Raw genomic sequence first — 19,900 nt, forward strand, 5'->3', positions numbered from 1 at the left:
GCCTCCGGTCACCTGCTGGGCCCGGACGTGCCGGTCAACCTGCGCCTCCTGGAGATCACCCCGGCCCTGAAGGCCGCCGAGGGCACCGCCATGGAGCTCGACGACTGCGCCTTCCCGCTGCTGCGCGGCATCGAGATCACCGATGACGCCAACGTCGCCTTCGACGGCGCCAACGTGGCCCTGCTCGTCGGCGCCCGCCCGCGCACCAAGGGCATGGAGCGCGGCGACCTGCTCTCCGCCAACGGCGGCATCTTCAAGCCGCAGGGCAAGGCCATCAACGACAACGCCGCGGACGACATCAAGGTCCTCGTCGTCGGCAACCCGGCCAACACCAATGCGCTCATCGCGCAGGCCTCGGCCCCGGACGTACCGGCCGAGCGCTTCACCGCGATGACCCGTCTGGACCACAACCGGGCGATCTCGCAGCTGGCGAAGAAGACCGGCACCACGGTCTCCGACATCAAGCGCCTGACCATCTGGGGCAACCACTCGGCGACCCAGTACCCCGACATCTTCCACGCGGAGATCGCCGGCAAGAACGCCGCCGAGGTCGTCAACGACGAGCAGTGGCTGGCCGACGCGTTCATCCCGACCGTCGCCAAGCGCGGCGCCGCGATCATCGAGGCCCGTGGCGCGTCCTCGGCCGCCTCGGCCGCCAACGCCGCCATCGACCACGTGCACACCTGGGTCAACGGCACCGCCGAGGGCGACTGGACCTCGATGGGCATCCCGTCGGACGGCTCCTACGGCGTCCCCGAGGGCCTCATCTCGTCCTTCCCGGTCACTGTCAAGGACGGCAAGTACTCGATCGTCCAGGGCCTGGACATCAACGAGTTCTCCCGCAAGCGCATCGACGCCTCCGTCAAGGAGCTCACCGAAGAGCGCGACGCGGTGCGCGAGCTGGGCCTCATCTGAGCCTGGCGGAACGCCCGTTGAGGCATCCGCCTCTGCGCCCGCATCCGTGACGAAGCCCCGGCAGCCACTGCCGGGGCTTCGCCCGTTCCCGCTGCCGTCGCGCCGCCGCCCTACTCCCGCACGGCGTCCCGGGTCAGCTGTACGGCGGCCAGCAGGCTGAGCTCCGGCTGGGCGTCGCGCAGCGCCTTGACCGCGCGCACCGACTCGTCGTCCGGGCCCGTGTAGCCCACCGAGGCCCGCTGCTCGCGCACCCAGCGCCCGCGCAGCTCGCGCTCCGGCACGGCCGCCGCCTCCTCGGCCATCACCAGGGCCGCCTCAAGGCCCGGCCGTTCCGCCTCCCCGGCGTCGGCGAGCGCCGAACGCAGCGCCGCCGCGATGTCGTCCGCGTCACGCAGCACCAGGACTGAAAGTTCCTTGCGGCCAAACATGCAAACTCCCCGATGATCGTGGTCGTGATCATCAAATGTAGGCCGGGGGACCGGCCCATGGCGAAATCCCCGGTCCTTCCCGGCCGGGGTCTCGCGCACGCGGAAGGCGCCGCTACAGCTCGCGCACCTGGCGGGCGATGTCCCGCAGCGCGTGCGTCGCCCGGATCTGGAGGCCCGGGCCGAAGGTGATGCGGCCGGCGCCCAGCTCGCCCAGGCGGCGCGGCCCCGGTGCGTCCGGGAGCACCACCATGTTGACCGGTACGGGCACGGCCGCGGCGATCTCCGGGAGGTGCTCCGGCGCGGCGGCGAACGGATAGACCCCGTCCGCGCCGGCCGCCACGTACGCCCGCGCCCGCGCGATGGTCGCGTCCCGCTCGGGCAGCCCGCGCAGATAGGTGTCGACCCGGGCGTTGATGAACAGCGCGTCACCCGCCTCCGCGCGCACCTCGGCCAGCCAATCGGCGTGCCGGGCCGGGTCGTTGAGGACGCCGTCGATGGAGTCCTCCAGGTTGCAGCCGACCGCGCCGGTCTCCAGGAGCCGGGCCACCAGCTCCTTCGGGGCGAGGCCGTAGCCGCCCTCGACGTCCGCCGAGACGGGGATCGAGACCGACCGGACGATCCGGGCCACCGCGGCGAACATCTCGTCCGCCGGCGTCGAGCCGTCCTCGTATCCGAGGGACGCCGAGACCCCCGCACTCGGCGTCGCCAGGGCGGGGAAACCTGCCTCCTCGAAGACCCGGGCACTGGCCGCGTCCCAGGGACCCGGCAGGATCAGCGGGTCGCCGGCGGCGCGGCCCTGGTGCAGGGCGCGAAAGGTGGCGGCGGGGCTCAGCTGTGCCATTCCGTCTCTCCGGGTGCCGTGCGGCGGGTCACCATCAGCCGGTTCCAGCTGTTGATGACCGCGATCGCCGCGATGAGATGGGCGAGTTGGGTCTCGGTGAAGTGCTCGGCGGCGCGTCCGTACACCTCGTCGGGCACGAAGCCCTCGGTCAGGACGGTGACCGCCTCGGTGAGGGCGAGGGCCGCGCGCTCGCGCCCCGTGAACGTGTCGCCGGACTCCTCCCACGCGGCGACGAGGTCGAGCCGCTCCTGGGACTCGCCGCCCTTGCGGGCGGCGGTCAGATGCATGTCCAGGCAGAACGCGCAGTGGTTGAGCTGGGAGGCGCGGACCATCACCAGCTCGGCCAGGGCCGGGTCGCCCAGGCCCCGCTTCGCGGCCGCACCGAGCCCGGCAAGGCTCAGATAGACCGGCTCGGGGACCTGGAACTCCCTTGCCCCGCTGCTCACTTGTACATCCCGGGGGTGTAGTGGCCGGGTACGCCGCGGGTGGTCACGCCGAAGCGGTTCCAGGCGTTGATGACGGTGATGGCCGCGATGAGATGGGCCAGCTCGGCCTCCTCGAACTGCTCGGCGGCCTTCGCGTACACCGCGTCCGGCACGAAGCCCTCGGTCAGGACGGTGATCGCCTCGGTCAGCTCCAGGGCGGCCAGTTCCTTCTCGGTGTAGAAGTGCCTGGACTCCTCCCACGCGTTGAGCTGGATGATCCGCTCGACCGTCTCGCCCGCCGCCAGCGCGTCCTTGGTGTGCATGTCCAGGCACAGGGCGCAGTGGTTCAGCTGCGAGGCGCGGATCTTGACCAGCTCGGCGATCGTCGGATCCAGGCCCTGCTCGGCGGCCGCGCTCAGCTTGATCATGGCCTTGTAGACCTCGGGCGCGGCCTTGGCCCACTGGAGGCGGGGAGTGTGCTCGGGCGCGTGGTTCTTGCTCTCGTTCGTGGTCATGGAACGAAGGTACGTCTCGTGTGGCACACGGGTATGGTCCATTTCCATGGTGAAATCCTGGGCCACTTCTCCGGAAACACTCGGTGTCGATCTGCATATCGAGCTGGGCGGTGCGGGCCTGCGCTCGGGCCTCATGGACGCCCTGCGCGAGGCCGTGCGCGGCGGCCGGCTCACGCCGGGCACCCGGCTGCCGTCCTCGCGCACGCTCGCCGCCGACCTGGGGATCGCCCGCAACACGGTCGCCGACGCGTACGCCGAACTGGTCGCCGAGGGCTGGCTCACCGCGCGCCAGGGCTCCGGGACGCGGGTGGCCCAGCGTGCCGCGGCCCGCCAGGACCGCGGCCACCCCCACCGCCCGCCGGCCCGCGGCAAACCCACCTACAGCCTGATGGCGGGCTCGCCCGACCTCGCCTCCTTCCCGCGTGCCGAATGGCTCAAGGCGGCCCGGCGGGCGCTCGCCGAGGCCCCGCACGAGGCCTTCGGGTTCGGCGATCCGCGCGGCCGGATCGAGCTGCGCACGGTCCTCGCGGACTATCTGGCCCGCTCCCGGGGGGTGTACGCCTCGCCGGAGCGCATCGTCGTCTGCTCCGGGTTCGTGCACGGCCTGGCGCTGATGGGCCGGGTGCTGCGGGCGCGCCGGGTGCGGGAGGTGGCGGTCGAGACGTACGGGCTCGACTTCCACTGGAAGCTGCTCACCGATGAGGGGCTGCGCACCCCGGCCCTGCCCCTGGACGAACTCGGTACGCACACAGGGGAGTTGGGGAACAGTCGTGCTGTGGGCGCGGTCCTCATGACGCCCGGGCACCAGTTCCCGATCGGGCTTCCGCTGCTGCCCGACCGGCGCGCGGCCGCCATCGACTGGGCGCGGGCCACCGGCGGACTGATCCTGGAGGACGACTACGACGGCGAGTTCCGCTACGACCGCCAGCCGGCGGCCCCCGCACCCCTGCGACCCCACGGGAAGCCGGTCCGGTACTGGAAGGGCCAGGTGGGCGCCCTCCAGGGCCTGGACCCCGACCGGGTCGTCTACATGGGCACCGCCAGCAAGTCGCTGGCGCCGGCGCTGCGGCTGGGCTGGATGGTGCTGCCGGAATCGCTCGTCACGGAGGTGGCGGAGGCGAAGGGCCTCGGGGACTCGTGCGGGGCCCTCGACCAGCTGACGCTGGCGGAGTTCATCCGGTCCGGCGCCTATGACCGCCATGTGCGGGGCATGCGGCTGCGCTACCGCCGCCGCCGCGACGAACTGGTGGCGGCCCTCGCCGAACACGCCCCGCACATCGGCGTGACCGGCCTCGCCGCGGGCCTCCACGTCGTACTCAGCCTGCCGCCGGGACTCGACGAGCGCAGCATCGTCCGAGCGGCCAACTGGCGGGGCCTGGCCATCCAGGGCCTCGGGGCATTCCGCCATCCCGACGCGACGTCCGCGAAGTGGGGCGGCCTGGTGGTGGGGTACGGCACGCCGTCCGACTCCGCCTGGGCGGGGACGCTGGAGGTTCTGCTGGATGTTCTGGCGGCGGTGGCGGGGTGAGGATCCGGCGTGGTGCCGCGGCCACGTCGCCGGGGCGGCCGGTACGGGGACCGACGCCCCGGGCCCGTCGGCCGGCCGGGCCCTCACCGGCCGCCCGGCGTCCGAGCGAGGAAGTCCCTGCGCGCCGGGCGCCGGTCCAGGGGATGCCCCACCAGGGCGTGCAACGTGCCGAGTTCCACGCCGCTGGTCAGCAGCTCCGTCCTCCGCGTCGCGGCCGCTTCGTACAGGATTCTGACGACCATCGCGCAAGCGGGACACGTCGTGGGGTCGATGTCGCCGGGACGGCGCTCGCCGAAGTCCGTGAACCGTAGCTCGGCGAGGTCCAGCGCCATGACCCGGGCGCTGTGCCGCCCGTGCCCGAGTCGGTGCGCCCGGATGACCCCGCCGGCCCGGCGCACGCCGTCGGCGTCGCCCTTCCCGTGGGCCCGCCCCCGCGCGATGCTCGCCCTTCGGCAGACGGGGCAACCGGGTTCGGGGACGACCTCCCGCGGCATGGCATCCAGTCGCGCCTGGAGTTCTGCCAGCGTCGCTCCCAGGGAGTCCGGGACCGCCGCGGCGTACGGCGGGGCGAGCCGCCAGAACCCGTCCCGCGCTGAGGGAGCGGCCGTCCCCGCCCGGTGGGCCGTCGGCCAATGTGGCTGCTGGGCAGCCCGGTTCACGTCCACTGCGTCGCTCCCGCGATCGGCGATCTCTCCTGTCACTACGCAACCGCACGATCACGCACGGCGGTACCGTGTAGGGGCGGTCGGAGCATGAAAGCCATGAACGCCAGCCATCATGCGGGGAGTTGAGGGCATGACCAAGCGCACGCGAACCCCCAACGAGAACTTGAGCCTCCTGCTCGAACAGGCGAAATGGTCTCGCTCCCAGTTCGCGCTCATCGTCAACCGCATGGGCGCCGAAGCCGGAATGGATCTGCACTACGACCAGTCGGCCGTGTCTCATTGGGTCCGTGGCACGGTGCCCAACCCACCCGTCAGGCGCCTGATCCTCGAAGCCTTCTCCCGGAAGCTGCACCGGCCCGTGACCCACTCGGAGGCGGGGCTGCCTCCGGCCGTGTCGGACCAGGCCCCGTCCGGGATCGACACGGTTGAAGAGATCGTCGATCTGGGAAGGGCCGACATGGATCCCTCACGCCGTGGACTGATGGCCGCGGGCCTGTTCTCCGCCGCCTTGGCCGTGCCCCTGTTCTCCGGGACCGCGCGTGCCGCCGACGCTCCCTCAGCGGCGCCCGGCAAGACGGCCCGGATCGGTGCGGGCCAGGTCGAGTCCGTCCGCATCATGACCGACAGGATCGCGGACATCCTCGACGATCTCGGCGGCGCGCACGCGCGACCGATGGCAGCCGCGTTCCTGGTCAACACGGTGGTTCCGTGGCTCCGGGCCGAGGCCACGGACGCCGTGCGGAAGGACATGTGGTCGGCGGCGTCGGACCTCGTCTATCTGACCGGGTGGATGGCGATGTACGAGCGCGACCACGGCACCGCGCAGACGTACTACCTCAAGGCGTTGAAACTGGCCGACCGGGCCGAAGACCATGTCACGTACTGCCGGACGCTACGCGGCATGAGTCTGCAGGCCTCCAACCTCGGGTACGGGCCCCTCGCCCTCGAACTCGCGGACTCGGCGGCTGAAGCCGCCCCCAAGGCGGGCCCCCGGTTGCAGGCGTTCCTCTCCGGCCAACAGGCACATGCGGCCTCAATGGTGGGCGACCATCGACGGGCGCGAAGTCTGCTTTCCGCAACGGAATCCGCCCTGATGAGGGCCGACAACCGGCGCGAGTCCATCGGCGGGTACGACCAGTCCGCGTACGCCTTCCATACCTCCCACGTGTTGTACGAGGGGAAAGACCTGCCGGGTTCGATCAAAGCGCTCCAGCACGCGCTGCGAGTGCAGCCCACGAACGAGCGTCAGGGCCGGGTCCACTTCCATGCCGTCCTCGCGCAGCGGCAGCTGGAGCATGGACATCTGGATGCGGCGTGTGAGTCGTGGGGGCGTTTCCTGGATGACTACGAACTCGTGTCCTCCGCCCGCGGGGACGAGCATTTCGACACCATGCGGCTCCGTCTGAAACCGCACAGGAACGCCCGGGCGGTGCGGCGACTGGCAACGCGAGTGCAGGCGGTTGCGGCGCTCAAGGCGTAGGTGCGGGCCGGCGCGCCCGGCCGGGTGCGGCCCTGGCGTCCGTTCCCAGCTCCGGGCGCCACGGCCGAAGCAACCCCGATCAGCCACCCCGCACCCCGCACCGCGCCTCAGCCCCGCTGATCCGCCCCCCGCACCGCGCCCGGCCCGGGCACCGGCTCCGGGGCCTCGCCGAAGCGGGCCAGGGCGAGGGCGCCGGCCACCGCCACCGCGAAGCCGGCGACCGTCAGCCAGCCGAGGCCGTCCCGCGTGCGGTCGCCGAGCCAGGCCACGCCGACCAGCGCGGGGCCGATGGTCTCGCCGATGACCATGCCGGCCGTCGCCGTGGTGACCGAGCCGCGCGACAGGGCGGAGGTCAGCAGCAGGAACGCCGCGCCGCCGCCGAGCAGCAGCGCGTACAGGGCCGGGTTCGTCAGGTCGAAGGGGTCGTCGATGAGCCGGACCGCGACCTCCACCACGCCGAAGCCGCAGCCCGCGCCGAGGCCGAGGACCAGGGCCCGCGGCCGGTCCGGCAGCCGCCCGCCGGCCACCCCCGCGGCGAGCACCGCCGCCGCCACCCCGAGCAGCCACCAGGGCAGCGAGGACGGACCCGGGTCGCTGCCCTCCGCGCCCGACGACAGACCGAGCATGGCCAGGCCCGCGCACACCACGCCGACCGCCGCCCACTCGGTACCGGAGAGCCGGACCTTCAGGAGGCGGGACGCGACCACCGCCGTCACCGCGAGCGAGGCGGCGAGGGCTGCGCCGACGGCGTAGATCGGCACCGAGCGCAGGGCCACGATCTGGAAGACGAAGCCGAGGCCGTCGAGCGCGAGGCCCACGACATAGCGCCACTGGCGCACGGCCCGAAACAGCAGCGCCGCGTCGACACCGGACCCGGCACCGGCCCCCGTGCCGGGCTCGGCGGCACGCGTCGCGGCGGCCTGGAGGACGGTGGCCGTGCCGAAGCAGACGGCGGAGGCGAGCGCGCAGATCATCCCGAGGAACACACAGGGACTGTAGTCCCAGGCCGAGCGGCCGGCCGAAAGCCCGGGAGTGGGCCGCCGCCGGACGGGAACTAGGGTGTGGCGAAAACGCGTCCCACAGCGAAGCCAGTACGTGAACGGGGGAGGTCGCACGATGCGCAGGTTCAGGTCCACGACCGTGGTGCTCGGCGGGATGGGAGTGCTCGCCGCCACGCTCGCCGCGTGCAGTCACGAGCCGGACAAGCGGTGCGTCAACCCGGTCACGTACAAGGAACTGCCGAAGTACGAGTGCAAGAGCGGCGGCAGCGGCACCTACTACTACGGCGGGACCAGCCGGGGCGGCAAGGTCTCCGGCGGCTCCTTCGACAAGTCCGGCGTCTCGCGCGGCGGCTTCGGCCACGACGGGTCGAGCGGCGGCTGAGGGGCCGGACGGAACGACGCAGGGCAGACGCATGGAACGCCATCACATACAGCCGCGCCCCGACTGGCAGCGGATTGTCGAGGAACAGGGTGTGATCTACCCCCTGACGCGGTATCCCGACGACTCACTGCGGCCCTACTGGGACGAGAGCGCCTACTACTCCTTCACGCTGCCCGAGGTCGAGGCCCTGGAGGAGACCGTCGAGGAACTGCACGGCATGTGCCTCGCGGCGGCGGCCCACATCGTCGAGAAGGGCCGCTTCGCGGACCTCGGCATCATGGACGGCCGGCTCGCCGACCTGGTCGCCGAGTCCTGGCGCCGACGGGCCGAACTCCCGTCCCTGTACGGCCGGTTCGACCTGCGGTACGACGGCGAGGGCCCCGCCAAGATGCTGGAGTACAACGCCGACACCCCGACCTCGCTCGTCGAGGCGGCGAGCGCGCAGTGGTTCTGGATGGAGGACCGCTTCCCCGGCGCCGACCAGTGGAACTCGCTGCACGAACGCCTCGTCGAGGCCTGGCGGCGCCAGGCGCGCCTGCTGCCGCCCGGCCCCGTGCACTTCGCGCACTCCGACGGCGACGAGCTCGGCGAGGACCTGATGACCGTCGCCTATCTGCGCGAGACGGCCGAGCAGGCGGGGCTCGACACGGAGGCCCTCTCGGTCGAGACCATCGGGTGGGACAGCATCACCGGCCGCTTCGTGGACGACCGCCTGCGGTTCATCCGGGCCTGCTTCAAGCTGTATCCGTGGGAGTGGCTGGCGGCCGACGCGTTCGGGCCGCAGGTCCTGGACACCCTCGACAACGGGGGCGGCACGGGCACCACCTGCTGGATCGAGCCGGCCTGGAAGATGCTGCTCTCCAACAAGGCGCTGCTCGCGGTGTTGTGGGAGCTCTACCCGGGTCACCCCAACCTGCTGCCCGCCTATCTGGACGGACCGCGCGACCTCGCTTCCGGGCGGGGCTACGTGGCCAAGCCCCTGCTCGGTCGCGAGGGCGCGGGCATCAGCCTGCACCCGCCGGGATCCGCCCCGGCTCCGCGGCCCGAAGAGCCCTCCTGCTACCAGGAGTTGGCGCCCCTGCCCGACTTCGACGGCAATCGGGTGGTGCTGGGCGCGTGGGTCGTGGAGGACGAGGCGGCCGGGCTCGGGATCCGGGAGTCGGCGGGCCTGGTGACGGACGAGTACGCGAGGTTCGTTCCGCATGTGATCCGCTGACCCGGCCCGCCGGTACGCCCGTCGACGGCCCGGTGCGCGCGCCCGGTGGCCCGCGCCCGGGACACGATGTGCGCGCACCGTGAACGGGGCGGCGCCACCAGTGGTGCGCCGCTACCATGTTCACCCTGGCGGCGCCCTCGAACACCCCTTCCGTTCGGCTCAGTTGAGGTCACGCGTCCGCCCACCGTCCCGGGGGAGCAGGACATGACGCAGGCCCAGGTGCCGCAGCAGGCGCAGCCGGCGGGAGCGCCGCCCGGCGGGCTGCCGCCGGTGCATCCCTCGCTCAGCGAGGCGACTCGCCTGATGGCCGCGGGCACCTATCTCGACGACGGGTTCCGCGACGCCGTCATCGACGAGCTGTACGTCCACGAGGAGCGGGTCGTCGCGCCCTCGCTCGGCTTCGACGCGGCCCGCGTCCTCGCTCACGCGCTGCGCGCCCGCAATCTGCAGATCGCCTGGTCGATCGGCATCGTCGCGCTCTGGGCGCTCGCCGTCGTCGTCACGGACTACACCCTCCTGATCCTCGTGGGCCCCTGCCTCCAGCTCGGCCTCGCCCGCCTCGTCCGCGGCAGGTCCAGGACCGCACCCTGGTACCGCACGGTGCCGGCCTTCTTCCTGCGCTGGTGGGCGAGGCTGGTGCTCGTCCTGTTCGCCGCCGTGCTGCTGGTCTCGCTGTTCGGCGGATACGACACCTCCTCGCACAACTACTCGTCCGGGTACGGGAGTTACGGCGGCCCCGGAAGCGGGGGATACGACGTCTTCGGGGACGCCGCCGCGAGCGGCAACACCGTCGCGCCGGTCGTCGCGGGCCCGGCCCTGGTGTTCGGCGGCGGCACCGTCGGCCTGGTGGACCAGGGTCTGAGCCCGGGCCTCGGCTGGGGGATCGTCGGCTGCTTCGCGGTGATCGCCCTGTGCGTCGGGCTCCAGCGCCTCCAGTTCGCCCGGCTCATGGCGGCCGAGCTGTCCCCGCAGGGCTTCCAGGACTTCGCCGCCGACCCCGCGCAGCGCGGCGACAACGGCAGGTTCCAGCGCCTGGCCGCCACGATCCGCGCCGAGCAGCACGCCCCGCTCGCCGTCTACCGCTCCGACGCGCCCTTCCGCGGCGCGGGCGACCCCTTCGAGCCCTGGTCGGTCTCCATCCAGCTGCGCCCGCGCAAGTCCCTGGGCGACCGGAGCCCGACCCGGGTCAGCAACGCCGAGGTCCTGCGCATCGTCGAGCCCCTGGTCACCCGGCTCCGCGTGCCCGCCCCGGCCGCGCCCGCCGCGGCGGAGGCCGTACGCGACCGGCTGCGCCAGCTCGAAGTGTCCGAGTACGTGTTCCTGCCGGTCGACGGGCTGCCCTCGCGCAGCTACGCGCCCTACCGCGACGGCGCGTTCGAGGAGCACCGGGCCGCCGCTCTGGAGGAGGGCGGCGAGGCGCGCCGGCACTTCCTGCGGATCCGGGTGGGCGGCTGGGAGGAGCACCTCGTCACCACCGTGTTCGTACGGGTCCACACCCAGGGCGGCATGCTGGTCCTGGAGATCGCCCCGCACGTCCTGCCGCCGCTGCGCGAGGACTTCCTGCGCGCGGACCACACCGCCCGCGGCTTCGCCTGCCTCACCCCGGTGGGCAAGGCGGCGTGGGCGCTGAAGCGGACGCCGAGGTCCCTGATCGAGGCCCTCGCCGTCCTGGTCCGCGCGGTCGGCTCGCTGTGGCACCGGCTTACCGGAGGGCACGCCCGGGCGCTGCCCGACGGCCCGGCGCGCTCGGTGCGCGAACTGGCGGCGGCGCCCGGTACCTCCCTGTTCCAGGCGATGGACTACCGGCGCTATGTGAAGTCCATCGAGGACCGGGTGACCACCGGTGTGCGCGACGCGCTGTACGAAGCGGGCTACGACACCGGGCAGTTCGAGCAGAAGATCGTCAACATCGCCCAGGGCGGTGTCATGATCGAGAACGCCCGAGGGGCGATCAGCGTCGGCGACCACAACACCGTCAACAACGAGGGCTGAGATGACCATGCCGGGTGACGACAGCACACAGCGGGGCGGCGCGCAGCGCTCCGTCCACATCAGCGGAGTGACCGGGTCCGTCTCGGTCGGTGACAACAACCGGGTGTCCAGCGTCTACCGTGCCGGCGCCGCCGACGAGGCGCACCTCCAACTCCTGGACGCGATCACGGAGTTCAGGACCGGCCTCGCGCAGCTGGTACGCAATGACCAGACCCGCGCCCTGGACGCCGAGCTCGCCGACACCGAGGAGGAGATCCGCGCCGACGGACAGGCGAGCCCCGGACGGCTCGCCCGCCTCGGCGAGCTGCTCACCGGCGCCACCGCCCTGACCGGCCTGCTCGCCTCCGGCGAGACGCTGGTGCAGCGGGTCCGCGAACTGATCGGGATGTGAGGCCGCGGTGAGCGGGGGCACGGGCGAAGTCCGCTGGAACGCGGCGACCCAGAAGTGGGAGACGGTGGAGGACGCCTCGTCGGCGCCTCCGCCCCCGGTAGCGGCCCCGCCGGCCGCACCCCCGCCGCCTCCGGCGATGCCGCCCCGGGCGCCCGGCCCGTATCCGCCCGCGGGGGCGCACCAGGAGCCCCCGCCGTTCCCCGACCCCCCGCCGTTCCCGGAGCCGCGCCGGACCCGGCGGGTGCCGGTCGCCGTGGTGATCGCGCTGGTCGTCGTCGCCGTGGCCGGTGCGGGCGGCGGCTGGTTCCTGGCCCGTGGCGGCTCCGGCCACCCGAAGGCCACCGCCACCCCCTCCGCGCCGCCTTCCGAGCTGCCTTCCGGCACGGCCGGGCGCACCGGCGACGGCGGCCCGACCGCTTCGCCCTCGGCGTCCGCCTCGCCGAGCGCCACCGTGCCCGCCGGGTTCCAACTCCAGCAGGATCCAAGGGGGTTCAGGCTGTACGTGCCGACGGGCTGGACCCGGCAGGACCAGGGCGCCAAGGGCGTCTTCTACAACTCGGCGGACGGCGCCCGGCTGATCCAGGTGTACCCGGTCTCCGAGGCGGGCCTGAGCCCGTACGACGCGCTCAAGCAGACCTCGGGGGAGCTGGCGAAGAACCCCGGGTACCAGGAGATCAGCCTGGCGAACGACGCCGCTGTGCCCGGCGGTACGCAGGCCGCACGGCTGGTCTACGCGTACGACAACCAGCAGCTCGGCCACCGGCGCCAGGTGGTGGACTACGCCTTCCTGACGCCCGGCGGCGAGCACTACGCCGTCCTGTCCGCGGCCCCGGCGAACGTGTGGCCCGAGCAGGAGGGGACCCTGAAGACCGCGCTCAGTGTCTTCTGCGCGGGCACGAACTGCCCGTCACCCGCGACGGGTTGAGGGCACCTGCTGCTCCGCCAGGACCGCGCGCAGCTGGTCGAGGCCCCAGTCCAGGTCCTCCTTGCTGATCACCAGGGGCGGGGCGATGCGGATCGTGGAACCGTGGGTGTCCTTGACCAGGACGCCCCGGGCCATCAGCCGCTCCGAGATCTGCCGCCCGGTGCCGTGCGCCGGGTTGATGTCCACGCCCGCCCACAGGCCGCGGCCACGGACCGCCTCGACCGCGCCCGCGCCGGTCAGCAGGCCCAGCTCGTGGTGCAGGTGGTCGCCGAGCTCGGCGGCGCGCTGCTGGTACTCGCCGGTGCGCAGCATCGCGATGACCTCCAGGGCGACCGCACAGGCCAGCGGGTTGCCGCCGAACGTCGAACCGTGCTCCCCGGGCTTGAACACGCCGAGCACCTCCGCCGACGCGGCCACCGCCGACACCGGGACCACGCCGCCGCCAAGCGCCTTGCCCAGGATGTAGACGTCCGGCACCACGCCCTCGTGCTCGCAGGCGAAGGTCTTCCCGGTGCGGCCGAGCCCGGACTGGATCTCGTCCGCCATGAACAGAACGTTCCGCTCGCGCGTCAACTCCCGTACGCCCGCCAGGTATCCGGCCGGCGGGACGAGCACGCCGGCCTCGCCCTGGATGGGTTCGAGCAGCACCGCCACGGTGTTGTCGGTGACCGCGGCCCGCATCGCGGTGAGGTCGCCGTACGGCACGATCTCGAAGCCGGGCGTGTAGGGGCCGTAGTCCGCGCGGGCCTCCGGATCCGTGGAGAAGCTGACGATCGTGGTCGTACGGCCGTGGAAGTTGTCCCGCGCCACCACGATCTTCGCCGTGTTGTCCGGCACGCCCTTGACCCGGTAGCCCCACTTGCGGGCGGTCTTCACGGCGGTCTCCACCGCCTCCGCCCCGGTGTTCATGGGGAGCACCATGTCCGTGCCGCACAACTCCGCCAGCTCCGTACAGAACTGGGCGAAGCGGTCGTGGTGGAACGCTCTCGACGTCAGCGTCACCCGCTCCAGCTGGGCCTTCGCCGCCTCGATGAGCCGGCGGTTGCCGTGCCCGAAGTTGAGCGCCGAGTAGCCGGCCAGCATGTCGAGGTAGCGGCGGCCCTCGACGTCGGTCATCCAGGCGCCCTCGGCGGAGGCGACGACGACGGGCAGCGGATGGTAGTTGTGCGCACTGTGGGCCTCGGCGGAACGGATGGCGTCTTCGGTCGCGGCGTGTGTCGACACGGGTTCTCCGATCGTCATGCGGCATGGGGCGTTGGTGGTGCCCTTTTCTATCGTCGCTCGGATGTCGGACGAAGAAACCTTGCCGCCGGGACCGGCCGGTAGGGTGTTCGGTACGCGCGGCGACTGGCGAACGGGGAAGCGACCCCGGGGAAGCCGCGCGCGGCCTGCCGCACGAGGTGCCGCCCGCCTGGGCACCCCGGGAACCTGTCAACGGACCCCGGAGGACGCCATGAGCCTTCCCCTTTCCCACCCCGCCCTGCTGGCCGCCGACCCCGAGCTGGCCTCCCTCGTCGCCGCCGAGGAGCGGCTCCAGTCGGACACCCTGCGCCTGATCCCCAGCGAGAACTACGTCTCGACGGCGGTCCTTGAGGCCTCGGGCACGGTGCTCCAGAACAAGTACAGCGAGGGCTACCCGGGCCGGCGCTACTACGAGGGCCAGCAGAACATCGACAAGGTCGAGACGCTGGCGGTCGACCGGGCCAAGGCCCTGTTCGGCGTCGAGCACGCCAACGTCCAGCCGTACTCCGGCTCGCCCGCCAACCTCGCCGTCTACCTCGCCTTCGCCGAGCCCGGCGACACCGTGATGGGCATGGCGCTGCCGATGGGCGGGCACCTCACGCACGGCTGGGGCGTCTCGGCGACCGGCAAGTGGTTCCGGGGCGTGCAGTACGGGGTGCGCGCCGACACCGGGCTCGTCGACCTCGACGAGGTGCGCGAGATCGCGCTCAAGGAGCGGCCGAAGCTGATCTTCTGCGGGGGTACGGCGCTGCCCCGCACCATCGACTTCGCCGCGTTCGCGGAGATCGCCGAGGAGGCGGGCGCGGTGCTCGTCGCGGACGTCGCGCACATCGCGGGCCTCATCGCGGGCGGTGCCCACCCCTCCCCGGCGCCGTACGCGGACGTCATCTCGACCACCACGCACAAGACCCTGCGGGGGCCGCGCGGGGCCATGCTGATGTCCCGCGCGGAGCACGCGAAGGCCCTCGACAAGGCGGTCTTCCCCGGGCTCCAGGGCGGCCCGCACAACCAGACCACGGCGGCGATCGCGGTCGCGCTCCACGAGGCGGCGCAGCCCGCGTTCTGCGCCTACGCGCACCAGGTGGTGGCCAACGCCCGGGCCCTCGCGGACGCGCTTCTGGAGCGGGGCTTCGACCTCGTGTCCGGCGGCACGGACAACCACCTGATCCTGATGGACCTCACCCCCAAGGACGTGCCCGGCAAGGTGGCGGCGAAGGCGCTGGACCGGGCGGGGCTCGTCGTCAACTACAACACCGTGCCGTACGACCCGCGCAAGCCGTTCGATCCGTCCGGGATCCGGATCGGGACGCCGTCCCTGACGTCCCGGGGGCTCGGCGTCGACCACATGCCGCGGGTGGCCGAGTGGCTCGACCGGGGTGTGTCGGCGGCCCGGGCGGGCGACGAGGGCGCGCTGTCCGCGATCCGCGCGGAGGTGACGGACCTCCTGTCCGCCTACCCCGCCCCGGGCCTCCCCCAGGACTGACCCCCTGGGGCTCCGCCCCCAGACCCCGTTCGCGCCTTAAGGGCGCTCGTCCTCAATCTCCCCCAAGGCCTTAAGGGCCAGGGGGGACCCCCATGACGGGCTGGGCATGCCTGTGCGGGCCAGCACCGAGGCATTCGGGGTCACCTACAGGGGCGCGGGGAACTGCGCGAGAAGCGAGCACGGTCCGCAGACGAGAAAGGATTTGAGGGGCGCGGGGAACTGCGCAAACGGGGGTTCGGGGGCAGCGCCCCCCGAGGTGCTGGGGCACCTTGTGGGGCCGGTCACAAGCGCGGGGTTTCCGCCACGACGGGCCCACCTGAGAGAATGCTGAGCATGCCCTCGACTCGTCCCCGCGTGCTCTCCGGAATCCAGCCCACCGCCGGCTCGTTCCACCTCGGCAACTACCTCGGCGCGGTCCGCCAGTGGGTCGCGCTCCAGGAGTCCCACGACGCGTTCTACATGGTCGTGGACCTGCACGCGATCACCGTCCCGCAGGACCCGGTCGAGCTGCGCGCCAACACCCGGCTCGCCGCCGCCCAGCTGCTCGCCGCCGGTCTCGACCCCGAGCGCTGCACGCTGTTCGTCCAGAGCCACGTGCCCGAGCACGCCCAGCTCGCCTGGATCATGAACTGCCTGGCCGGGTTCGGCGAGGCCAGCCGGATGACGCAGTTCAAGGACAAGTCCGCCAAGCACGGCGCGGGCAACGCGACCGTCGGCCTGTTCACGTACCCGATCCTCCAGGTCGCCGACATCCTGCTGTACCAGGCGAACCAGGTCCCCGTCGGTGAGGACCAGCGCCAGCACATCGAGCTCACCCGTGACCTCGCCGACCGCTTCAACGGCCGGTTCGGCGAGACGTTCACCGTCCCGGAGCCGTACATCCTCAAGGAGACGGCCAAGATCTACGACCTCCAGGACCCGTCGATCAAGATGAGCAAGTCGGCGTCGACGCCGAAGGGCCTCATCAACCTGCTCGACGACCCGAAGACGACGGCCAAGAAGGTCAAGAGCGCGGTCACCGACACCGACACGGTGATCAAGTACGACACCGAGAACAAGCCCGGCGTCTCCAACCTGCTCTCCATCTACTCGACCCTCACGGGCAAGGCGATCGCGGAGCTGGAGGCCGAGTACGAGGGCAAGATGTACGGCGCGCTCAAGACCGACCTCGCCGAGGTGATGGTCGAGTTCGTCACGCCGTTCCGTACCCGGACCCAGCAGTACCTGGACGACCCCGAGACGCTGGACTCGCTGCTCGCCAAGGGCGCCGAGAAGGCCCGCGCGGTCGCCGCCGAGACGCTGGCGACGGCGTACGACAAGGTCGGCCTGCTGCCCGCCAAGCACTGAGACCGACGCCGTGGCCGGAGCTCGACCCCGGGCTCTGGTCAGCGGCCGGTCGGGCCGTCACACTGCACACCATCGACACCACAGCACGGAGGAGAACGACGTGGGGACCGTAACGCTCGGCGTTTCGATCGCGGTCCCGGAGCCCTACGGCAGCCTGCTCCAGGAGCGGCGCGCGGGCTTCGGTGACCCCGCCGCGCACGGCATCCCCACGCACGTCACCCTGCTGCCGCCGCACGAGGTCGCGGCCCAGTGCCTGCCGGAGGTCGAGGCGCATCTGGCCTCGGTCGCGGCGGCCGGGCGCGCGTTCCCGATGCGGCTGGCGGGCACGGGCACCTTCCGCCCGCTGTCCCCGGTGGTGTTCGTGCAGGTGGTGGAGGGCGCGGGCGAGTGCGCGTGGCTCCAGCAGAAGGTGCGGGACGAGACGGGCCCGCTGGTGCGCGAGCTCCAGTTCCCGTACCACCCGCACGTCACGGTCGCGCACGGCATCTCCGAGGAGGCGATGGACGTGGCGTACGAGTCCCTCGCCGGGTTCTCGGCGTCCTGGATGTGCGGCGGGTTCGCCCTGTACGAGCAGGGTGGCGACGGGGTGTGGCGCAAGCTGCGCGACTACCCCTTCGGCATCGGCGCGCTCGGCGTCCCCGCCCAGGGCGCCTGTCTCGACCACCCCTCGCTGCGCTAGCTCCGCCCGCCCGGACGGGGCGCCGGCTCCCACCGGAGGCCCGCCCGCACCGGACGGCGGCTCACACCGGAAGCCGCCGGAACACCCCGCGCGGCACGTGCCGCAGGGCCGACATCACCACCCGCATCACGCCCGGCACCCACACCAGCTCCGCCCGGCGCCGCAGCCCCGCCTCGATGGCCAGGGCCACCGCCTCGGGGGTGGTGGCCAGCGGGGCCTCGGCGAGCCCGGCCGTCATCTTCGTGCGGACGAATCCGGGGCGTACGACCATGACGTGCACCCCCGTGCCGTGCAGCGCGTCCCCGAGGCCCTGCGCGAACGCGTCGAGGCCCGCCTTGCTCGACCCGTAGATGAAGTTGCTGCGGCGGGCGCGTTCGCCGGCCACCGAGGAGAGCACGACGAGCGAGCCGTGGCCCTGGGCCTGGAGGGCCTTCGCGCACACCAGGCCGGCCGAGACCGCGCCGGTGTAGTTGGTCCCCGCGACCCGCACCGCGGCGAGCGGCTCGCTCTCGTCGCGGGACTGGTCGCCGAGGACCCCGAACGCGAGCAGCACCATGTCGATGTCGCCCTCCGCGAACACCTTGCCCAGCGCGACCTCGTGCGCCGCGGGGTCGAGCGCGTCGAAGGCGAGGGTGTGGACGTCCGGGCCGAGCGCCCGCAGCTCGGCCGCGGCCGCTTCGAGGGCGGGGGAGGCCCGGCCCGCGAGCCATACCGTACGGGTGCGGCGCGCGATCAGACGGCGGGCGGTGGCCAGGCCGATCTCGGAGGTGCCGCCGAGCACGAGCAGTGACTGCGGGGTACCGAATGCGTCCTTCATCGGGGCTCCTTGGAAACCTGGGGAGGAGGGAAGGGGGGAGGGGGAGGAGGCGGGAGCCGCGGGTGGCTTTCAGGGCGGCCCCGGCGCGGTCGGACTCACAGGTCCAGGCGTCTGCTCATGTCCGATCTGAAGACGCCCTTCGGGTCCAACTCGGCCCGCAGCTGCCGGAATTGGGCCAGGCGTGGATACATGCGTGCCACCAGTTCCGGCCGCATCCGCGCGTCCTTCGCCAGATAGACCCGGCCCCCCGCGCCCGCCACCTGTTCGTCGAGGTCGTCGAGCAGGGCGCCGAGGCCGGGCAGGTTCGCCGGGATGTCCAGGGCCAGGGTCCAGCCGGGGACGGGGAAGGAGAGCCAGCCCGGGTCCGCGTCGCCGAAGCGCTTGAGGACGGCGAGGAAGGAGGGGCAGCCGTGCCGGGAGATGCGCCGCACGATGGCGCGCAGGGCCTCCTCCTGCCCGTATCCGACGACGAACTGGTACTGCACGAAACCGCCCCTGCCGTAGACGCGGTTCCAGTGCGGCACCCCGTCGAGCGGGTGGAAGAACGTGGAGATGCGCTGGAGTTCGCCGGTGCGGTGCCGGGGCGCCCTGCGGTACCAGAGCTCGTTGAAGGCCGACACGGAGGCGCGGCCCAGCAGTCCCTCGGGCAGGAACGAGGGGGCGGCCGGGAGCCGGCGGGGCCGGAAGGCGAGCGGGGCCCGGGCGGCGCGGGGCGGCAGCATGTCGAGCGGGGCGTGGTCCCCGCGGGTCAGCACCGATCTGCCGGTCCGCGCGCCCCGTGCGAGGAGGTCGATCCAGGCGACCGAGTACCGGTAGCGGTGGTCCCCCGATTCGAGCCGGTTCATCAAGTCGTCAAGATCTACGGCCCGTTCGGTGTCCACCGTCATCAACGAGGTGCGTACGGGCAGGAGTTGGATCGTGGCGCGCAGTACCACCCCGGTGAGGCCCATGCCGCCCGCGGTCGCGTCGAAAAGGGCGGTGTCCGGAGTGACGGTGCGTACCGTGCCGTCGGCGGTGAGGAGCTCGAACTCGCGCACATGGCGGGCGAAGGAGCCGGACACGTGGTGATTCTTGCCGTGGATGTCGGCGCCGATCGCGCCGCCCACGGTCACGTACCGGGTGCCGGGGGTCACCGGCACGAACCAGCCGAGCGGCAGCAGGACTTCCATCAGGCGGTGCAGGCTGACGCCCGCGTCGCAGACCACGACGCCCGCCTCGGCGTCGACCGTGCGGATGCGGTCGAGGCCCGTCATGTCGAGGATCGCGCCGCCCGCGTTCTGTGCGGCGTCCCCGTACGCCCGGCCGAGACCGCGCGGGATCGTGCCGCGCGCCCCGCACGCGAGCACCGCGGCCGCCGCCTCCTCGTAGCTGTGCGGGCGCAGCAGATGGGCGGTGGAGGGGGCGGTGCGGCCCCAGCCGCTCACGGACGTCGGCGGGCCGGTGGGCGCGGGCGCGGTGTCGGATGTCGTGTCGGCAGCCATGAATGTGACGGTATCGCCTAACTCGTCCCCTTCCGTTTAGCCACCCGCCCCGGGGCGGGTGGCGGTTCGCGGCAGCCGCCCGCCGATAACTCTTCGGTAAATCACTCACCGAAATGGGTGATTACCTGAGTGTCAGTCCCTTTTGTC

The 19,900-nt window shown here is 72.5% G+C and carries 20 protein-coding genes and 1 riboswitch; of the genes, 11 read left to right on the plus strand and 9 right to left on the minus strand.

Going from position 1 to position 19,900, the window contains the following annotated elements; translation table 11 throughout:
- Positions 1-915 (plus strand): malate dehydrogenase (locus tag CG740_RS10135; protein WP_234376178.1); only part of this gene is annotated, 915 nt, incomplete at its 5' end.
- Between the two features lie 110 nt (positions 916-1,025).
- Here the strand turns inward: CG740_RS10135 and CG740_RS10140 are convergent.
- The 4 genes from CG740_RS10140 to CG740_RS10155 all read right to left on the minus strand — a co-directional run bounded on the left by CG740_RS10140 (position 1,026) and on the right by CG740_RS10155 (position 3,124).
- The gene (locus tag CG740_RS10140) at positions 1,026-1,343 is read right to left on the minus strand and encodes a hypothetical protein (protein WP_100574714.1); all 318 of its coding nucleotides are present in this window, start codon (positions 1,341-1,343) and stop codon (positions 1,026-1,028) included.
- A 112-nt stretch (positions 1,344-1,455) separates the two neighbouring features.
- The gene (locus tag CG740_RS10145; RefSeq protein WP_100574715.1) at positions 1,456-2,184 is read right to left on the minus strand and encodes an isocitrate lyase/PEP mutase family protein; all 729 of its coding nucleotides are present in this window, start codon (positions 2,182-2,184) and stop codon (positions 1,456-1,458) included.
- Entirely contained in the window at positions 2,172-2,630 is a 459-nt protein-coding gene (locus CG740_RS10150) for a carboxymuconolactone decarboxylase family protein (protein WP_234376179.1), read from the minus strand. The genes CG740_RS10145 and CG740_RS10150 overlap by 13 nt, the downstream gene beginning before the upstream one ends.
- A complete protein-coding gene (locus tag CG740_RS10155; RefSeq protein ID WP_100575063.1) occupies positions 2,627-3,124 on the minus strand; it encodes a carboxymuconolactone decarboxylase family protein in 498 nt (165 codons plus the stop codon). Before CG740_RS10155 ends, CG740_RS10150 begins: the two co-directional genes overlap by 4 nt.
- Before the next feature lie 46 nt (positions 3,125-3,170).
- On the opposite strand from CG740_RS10155, the gene CG740_RS10160 reads away from it, so the two are divergent.
- The gene (locus tag CG740_RS10160) at positions 3,171-4,652 is read left to right on the plus strand and encodes an aminotransferase-like domain-containing protein (protein WP_100574716.1); all 1,482 of its coding nucleotides are present in this window, start codon (positions 3,171-3,173) and stop codon (positions 4,650-4,652) included.
- A gap of 83 nt (positions 4,653-4,735) precedes the next feature.
- On the opposite strand, the gene CG740_RS39595 is transcribed toward CG740_RS10160, so the two are convergent.
- Positions 4,736-4,984: a hypothetical protein gene (locus tag CG740_RS39595; RefSeq protein ID WP_159030265.1), complete on the minus strand. Its 249-nt coding sequence runs from the start codon at positions 4,982-4,984 to the stop codon at positions 4,736-4,738.
- Positions 4,985-5,447: 463 nt separating this feature from the next.
- Here CG740_RS39595 and CG740_RS10170 point away from each other — a divergent pair, with 463 nt between their 5' ends.
- Entirely contained in the window at positions 5,448-6,797 is a 1,350-nt protein-coding gene (locus CG740_RS10170) for a hypothetical protein (protein ID WP_100574718.1), read from the plus strand.
- Positions 6,798-6,904: 107 nt separating this feature from the next.
- On the opposite strand, the gene CG740_RS10175 is transcribed toward CG740_RS10170, so the two are convergent.
- Positions 6,905-7,771, minus strand: a complete 867-nt coding sequence (locus tag CG740_RS10175) for a hypothetical protein (RefSeq protein WP_100575065.1) — start codon at positions 7,769-7,771, stop codon at positions 6,905-6,907.
- Between the two features lie 142 nt (positions 7,772-7,913).
- On the opposite strand from CG740_RS10175, the gene CG740_RS10180 reads away from it, so the two are divergent.
- The 5 genes from CG740_RS10180 (at position 7,914) to CG740_RS10200 (ending at position 12,704) form a co-directional block, all read left to right on the plus strand.
- Entirely contained in the window at positions 7,914-8,180 is a 267-nt protein-coding gene (locus tag CG740_RS10180; protein ID WP_100574719.1) for a hypothetical protein, read from the plus strand.
- Positions 8,181-8,211: 31 nt separating this feature from the next.
- A complete protein-coding gene (locus CG740_RS10185) occupies positions 8,212-9,396 on the plus strand; it encodes a glutathionylspermidine synthase family protein (protein WP_100574720.1) in 1,185 nt (394 codons plus the stop codon).
- Positions 9,397-9,600: 204 nt separating this feature from the next.
- Positions 9,601-11,388: a hypothetical protein gene (locus tag CG740_RS10190; protein WP_100574721.1), complete on the plus strand. Its 1,788-nt coding sequence runs from the start codon at positions 9,601-9,603 to the stop codon at positions 11,386-11,388.
- Position 11,389: 1 nt separating this feature from the next.
- Positions 11,390-11,779, plus strand: a complete 390-nt coding sequence (locus tag CG740_RS10195) for a hypothetical protein (protein WP_100574722.1) — start codon at positions 11,390-11,392, stop codon at positions 11,777-11,779.
- Between the two features lie 7 nt (positions 11,780-11,786).
- The gene (locus tag CG740_RS10200) at positions 11,787-12,704 is read left to right on the plus strand and encodes a serine/arginine repetitive matrix protein 2 (protein WP_100574723.1); all 918 of its coding nucleotides are present in this window, start codon (positions 11,787-11,789) and stop codon (positions 12,702-12,704) included.
- On the opposite strand, the gene rocD is transcribed toward CG740_RS10200, so the two are convergent.
- The gene (rocD, locus tag CG740_RS10205) at positions 12,687-13,946 is read right to left on the minus strand and encodes an ornithine--oxo-acid transaminase (RefSeq protein ID WP_100574724.1); all 1,260 of its coding nucleotides are present in this window, start codon (positions 13,944-13,946) and stop codon (positions 12,687-12,689) included. The genes CG740_RS10200 and rocD overlap by 18 nt on opposite strands.
- A 91-nt stretch (positions 13,947-14,037) precedes the next feature.
- Positions 14,038-14,128, plus strand: a riboswitch (ZMP/ZTP riboswitch).
- A gap of 29 nt (positions 14,129-14,157) precedes the next feature.
- Here rocD and glyA point away from each other — a divergent pair.
- From glyA to CG740_RS10220, 3 genes are all read left to right on the plus strand, one after another.
- Positions 14,158-15,429, plus strand: a complete 1,272-nt coding sequence (gene glyA, locus CG740_RS10210) for a serine hydroxymethyltransferase (protein WP_100574725.1) — start codon at positions 14,158-14,160, stop codon at positions 15,427-15,429.
- Between the two features lie 333 nt (positions 15,430-15,762).
- Entirely contained in the window at positions 15,763-16,776 is a 1,014-nt protein-coding gene (trpS, locus tag CG740_RS10215; RefSeq protein WP_100575066.1) for a tryptophan--tRNA ligase, read from the plus strand.
- 100 nt (positions 16,777-16,876) lie between these two features.
- Entirely contained in the window at positions 16,877-17,455 is a 579-nt protein-coding gene (locus CG740_RS10220; protein ID WP_100574726.1) for a 2'-5' RNA ligase family protein, read from the plus strand.
- 61 nt (positions 17,456-17,516) lie between these two features.
- Here the strand turns inward: CG740_RS10220 and CG740_RS10225 are convergent, their stop codons facing one another.
- Together CG740_RS10225 and CG740_RS10230 are read right to left on the minus strand one after the other, a co-directional pair.
- A complete protein-coding gene (locus tag CG740_RS10225) occupies positions 17,517-18,272 on the minus strand; it encodes a decaprenylphospho-beta-D-erythro-pentofuranosid-2-ulose 2-reductase (RefSeq protein ID WP_100574727.1) in 756 nt (251 codons plus the stop codon).
- Between the two features lie 95 nt (positions 18,273-18,367).
- A complete protein-coding gene (locus tag CG740_RS10230) occupies positions 18,368-19,753 on the minus strand; it encodes an FAD-binding oxidoreductase (protein WP_100574728.1) in 1,386 nt (461 codons plus the stop codon).
- Positions 19,754-19,900: the final 147 nt, after the last annotated feature.

The organism is Streptomyces sp. CB01201 (genome assembly GCF_002803085.1).
In the GTDB taxonomy this organism is placed as follows: Bacteria; Actinomycetota; Actinomycetes; order Streptomycetales; family Streptomycetaceae; genus Streptomyces; species Streptomyces hundungensis.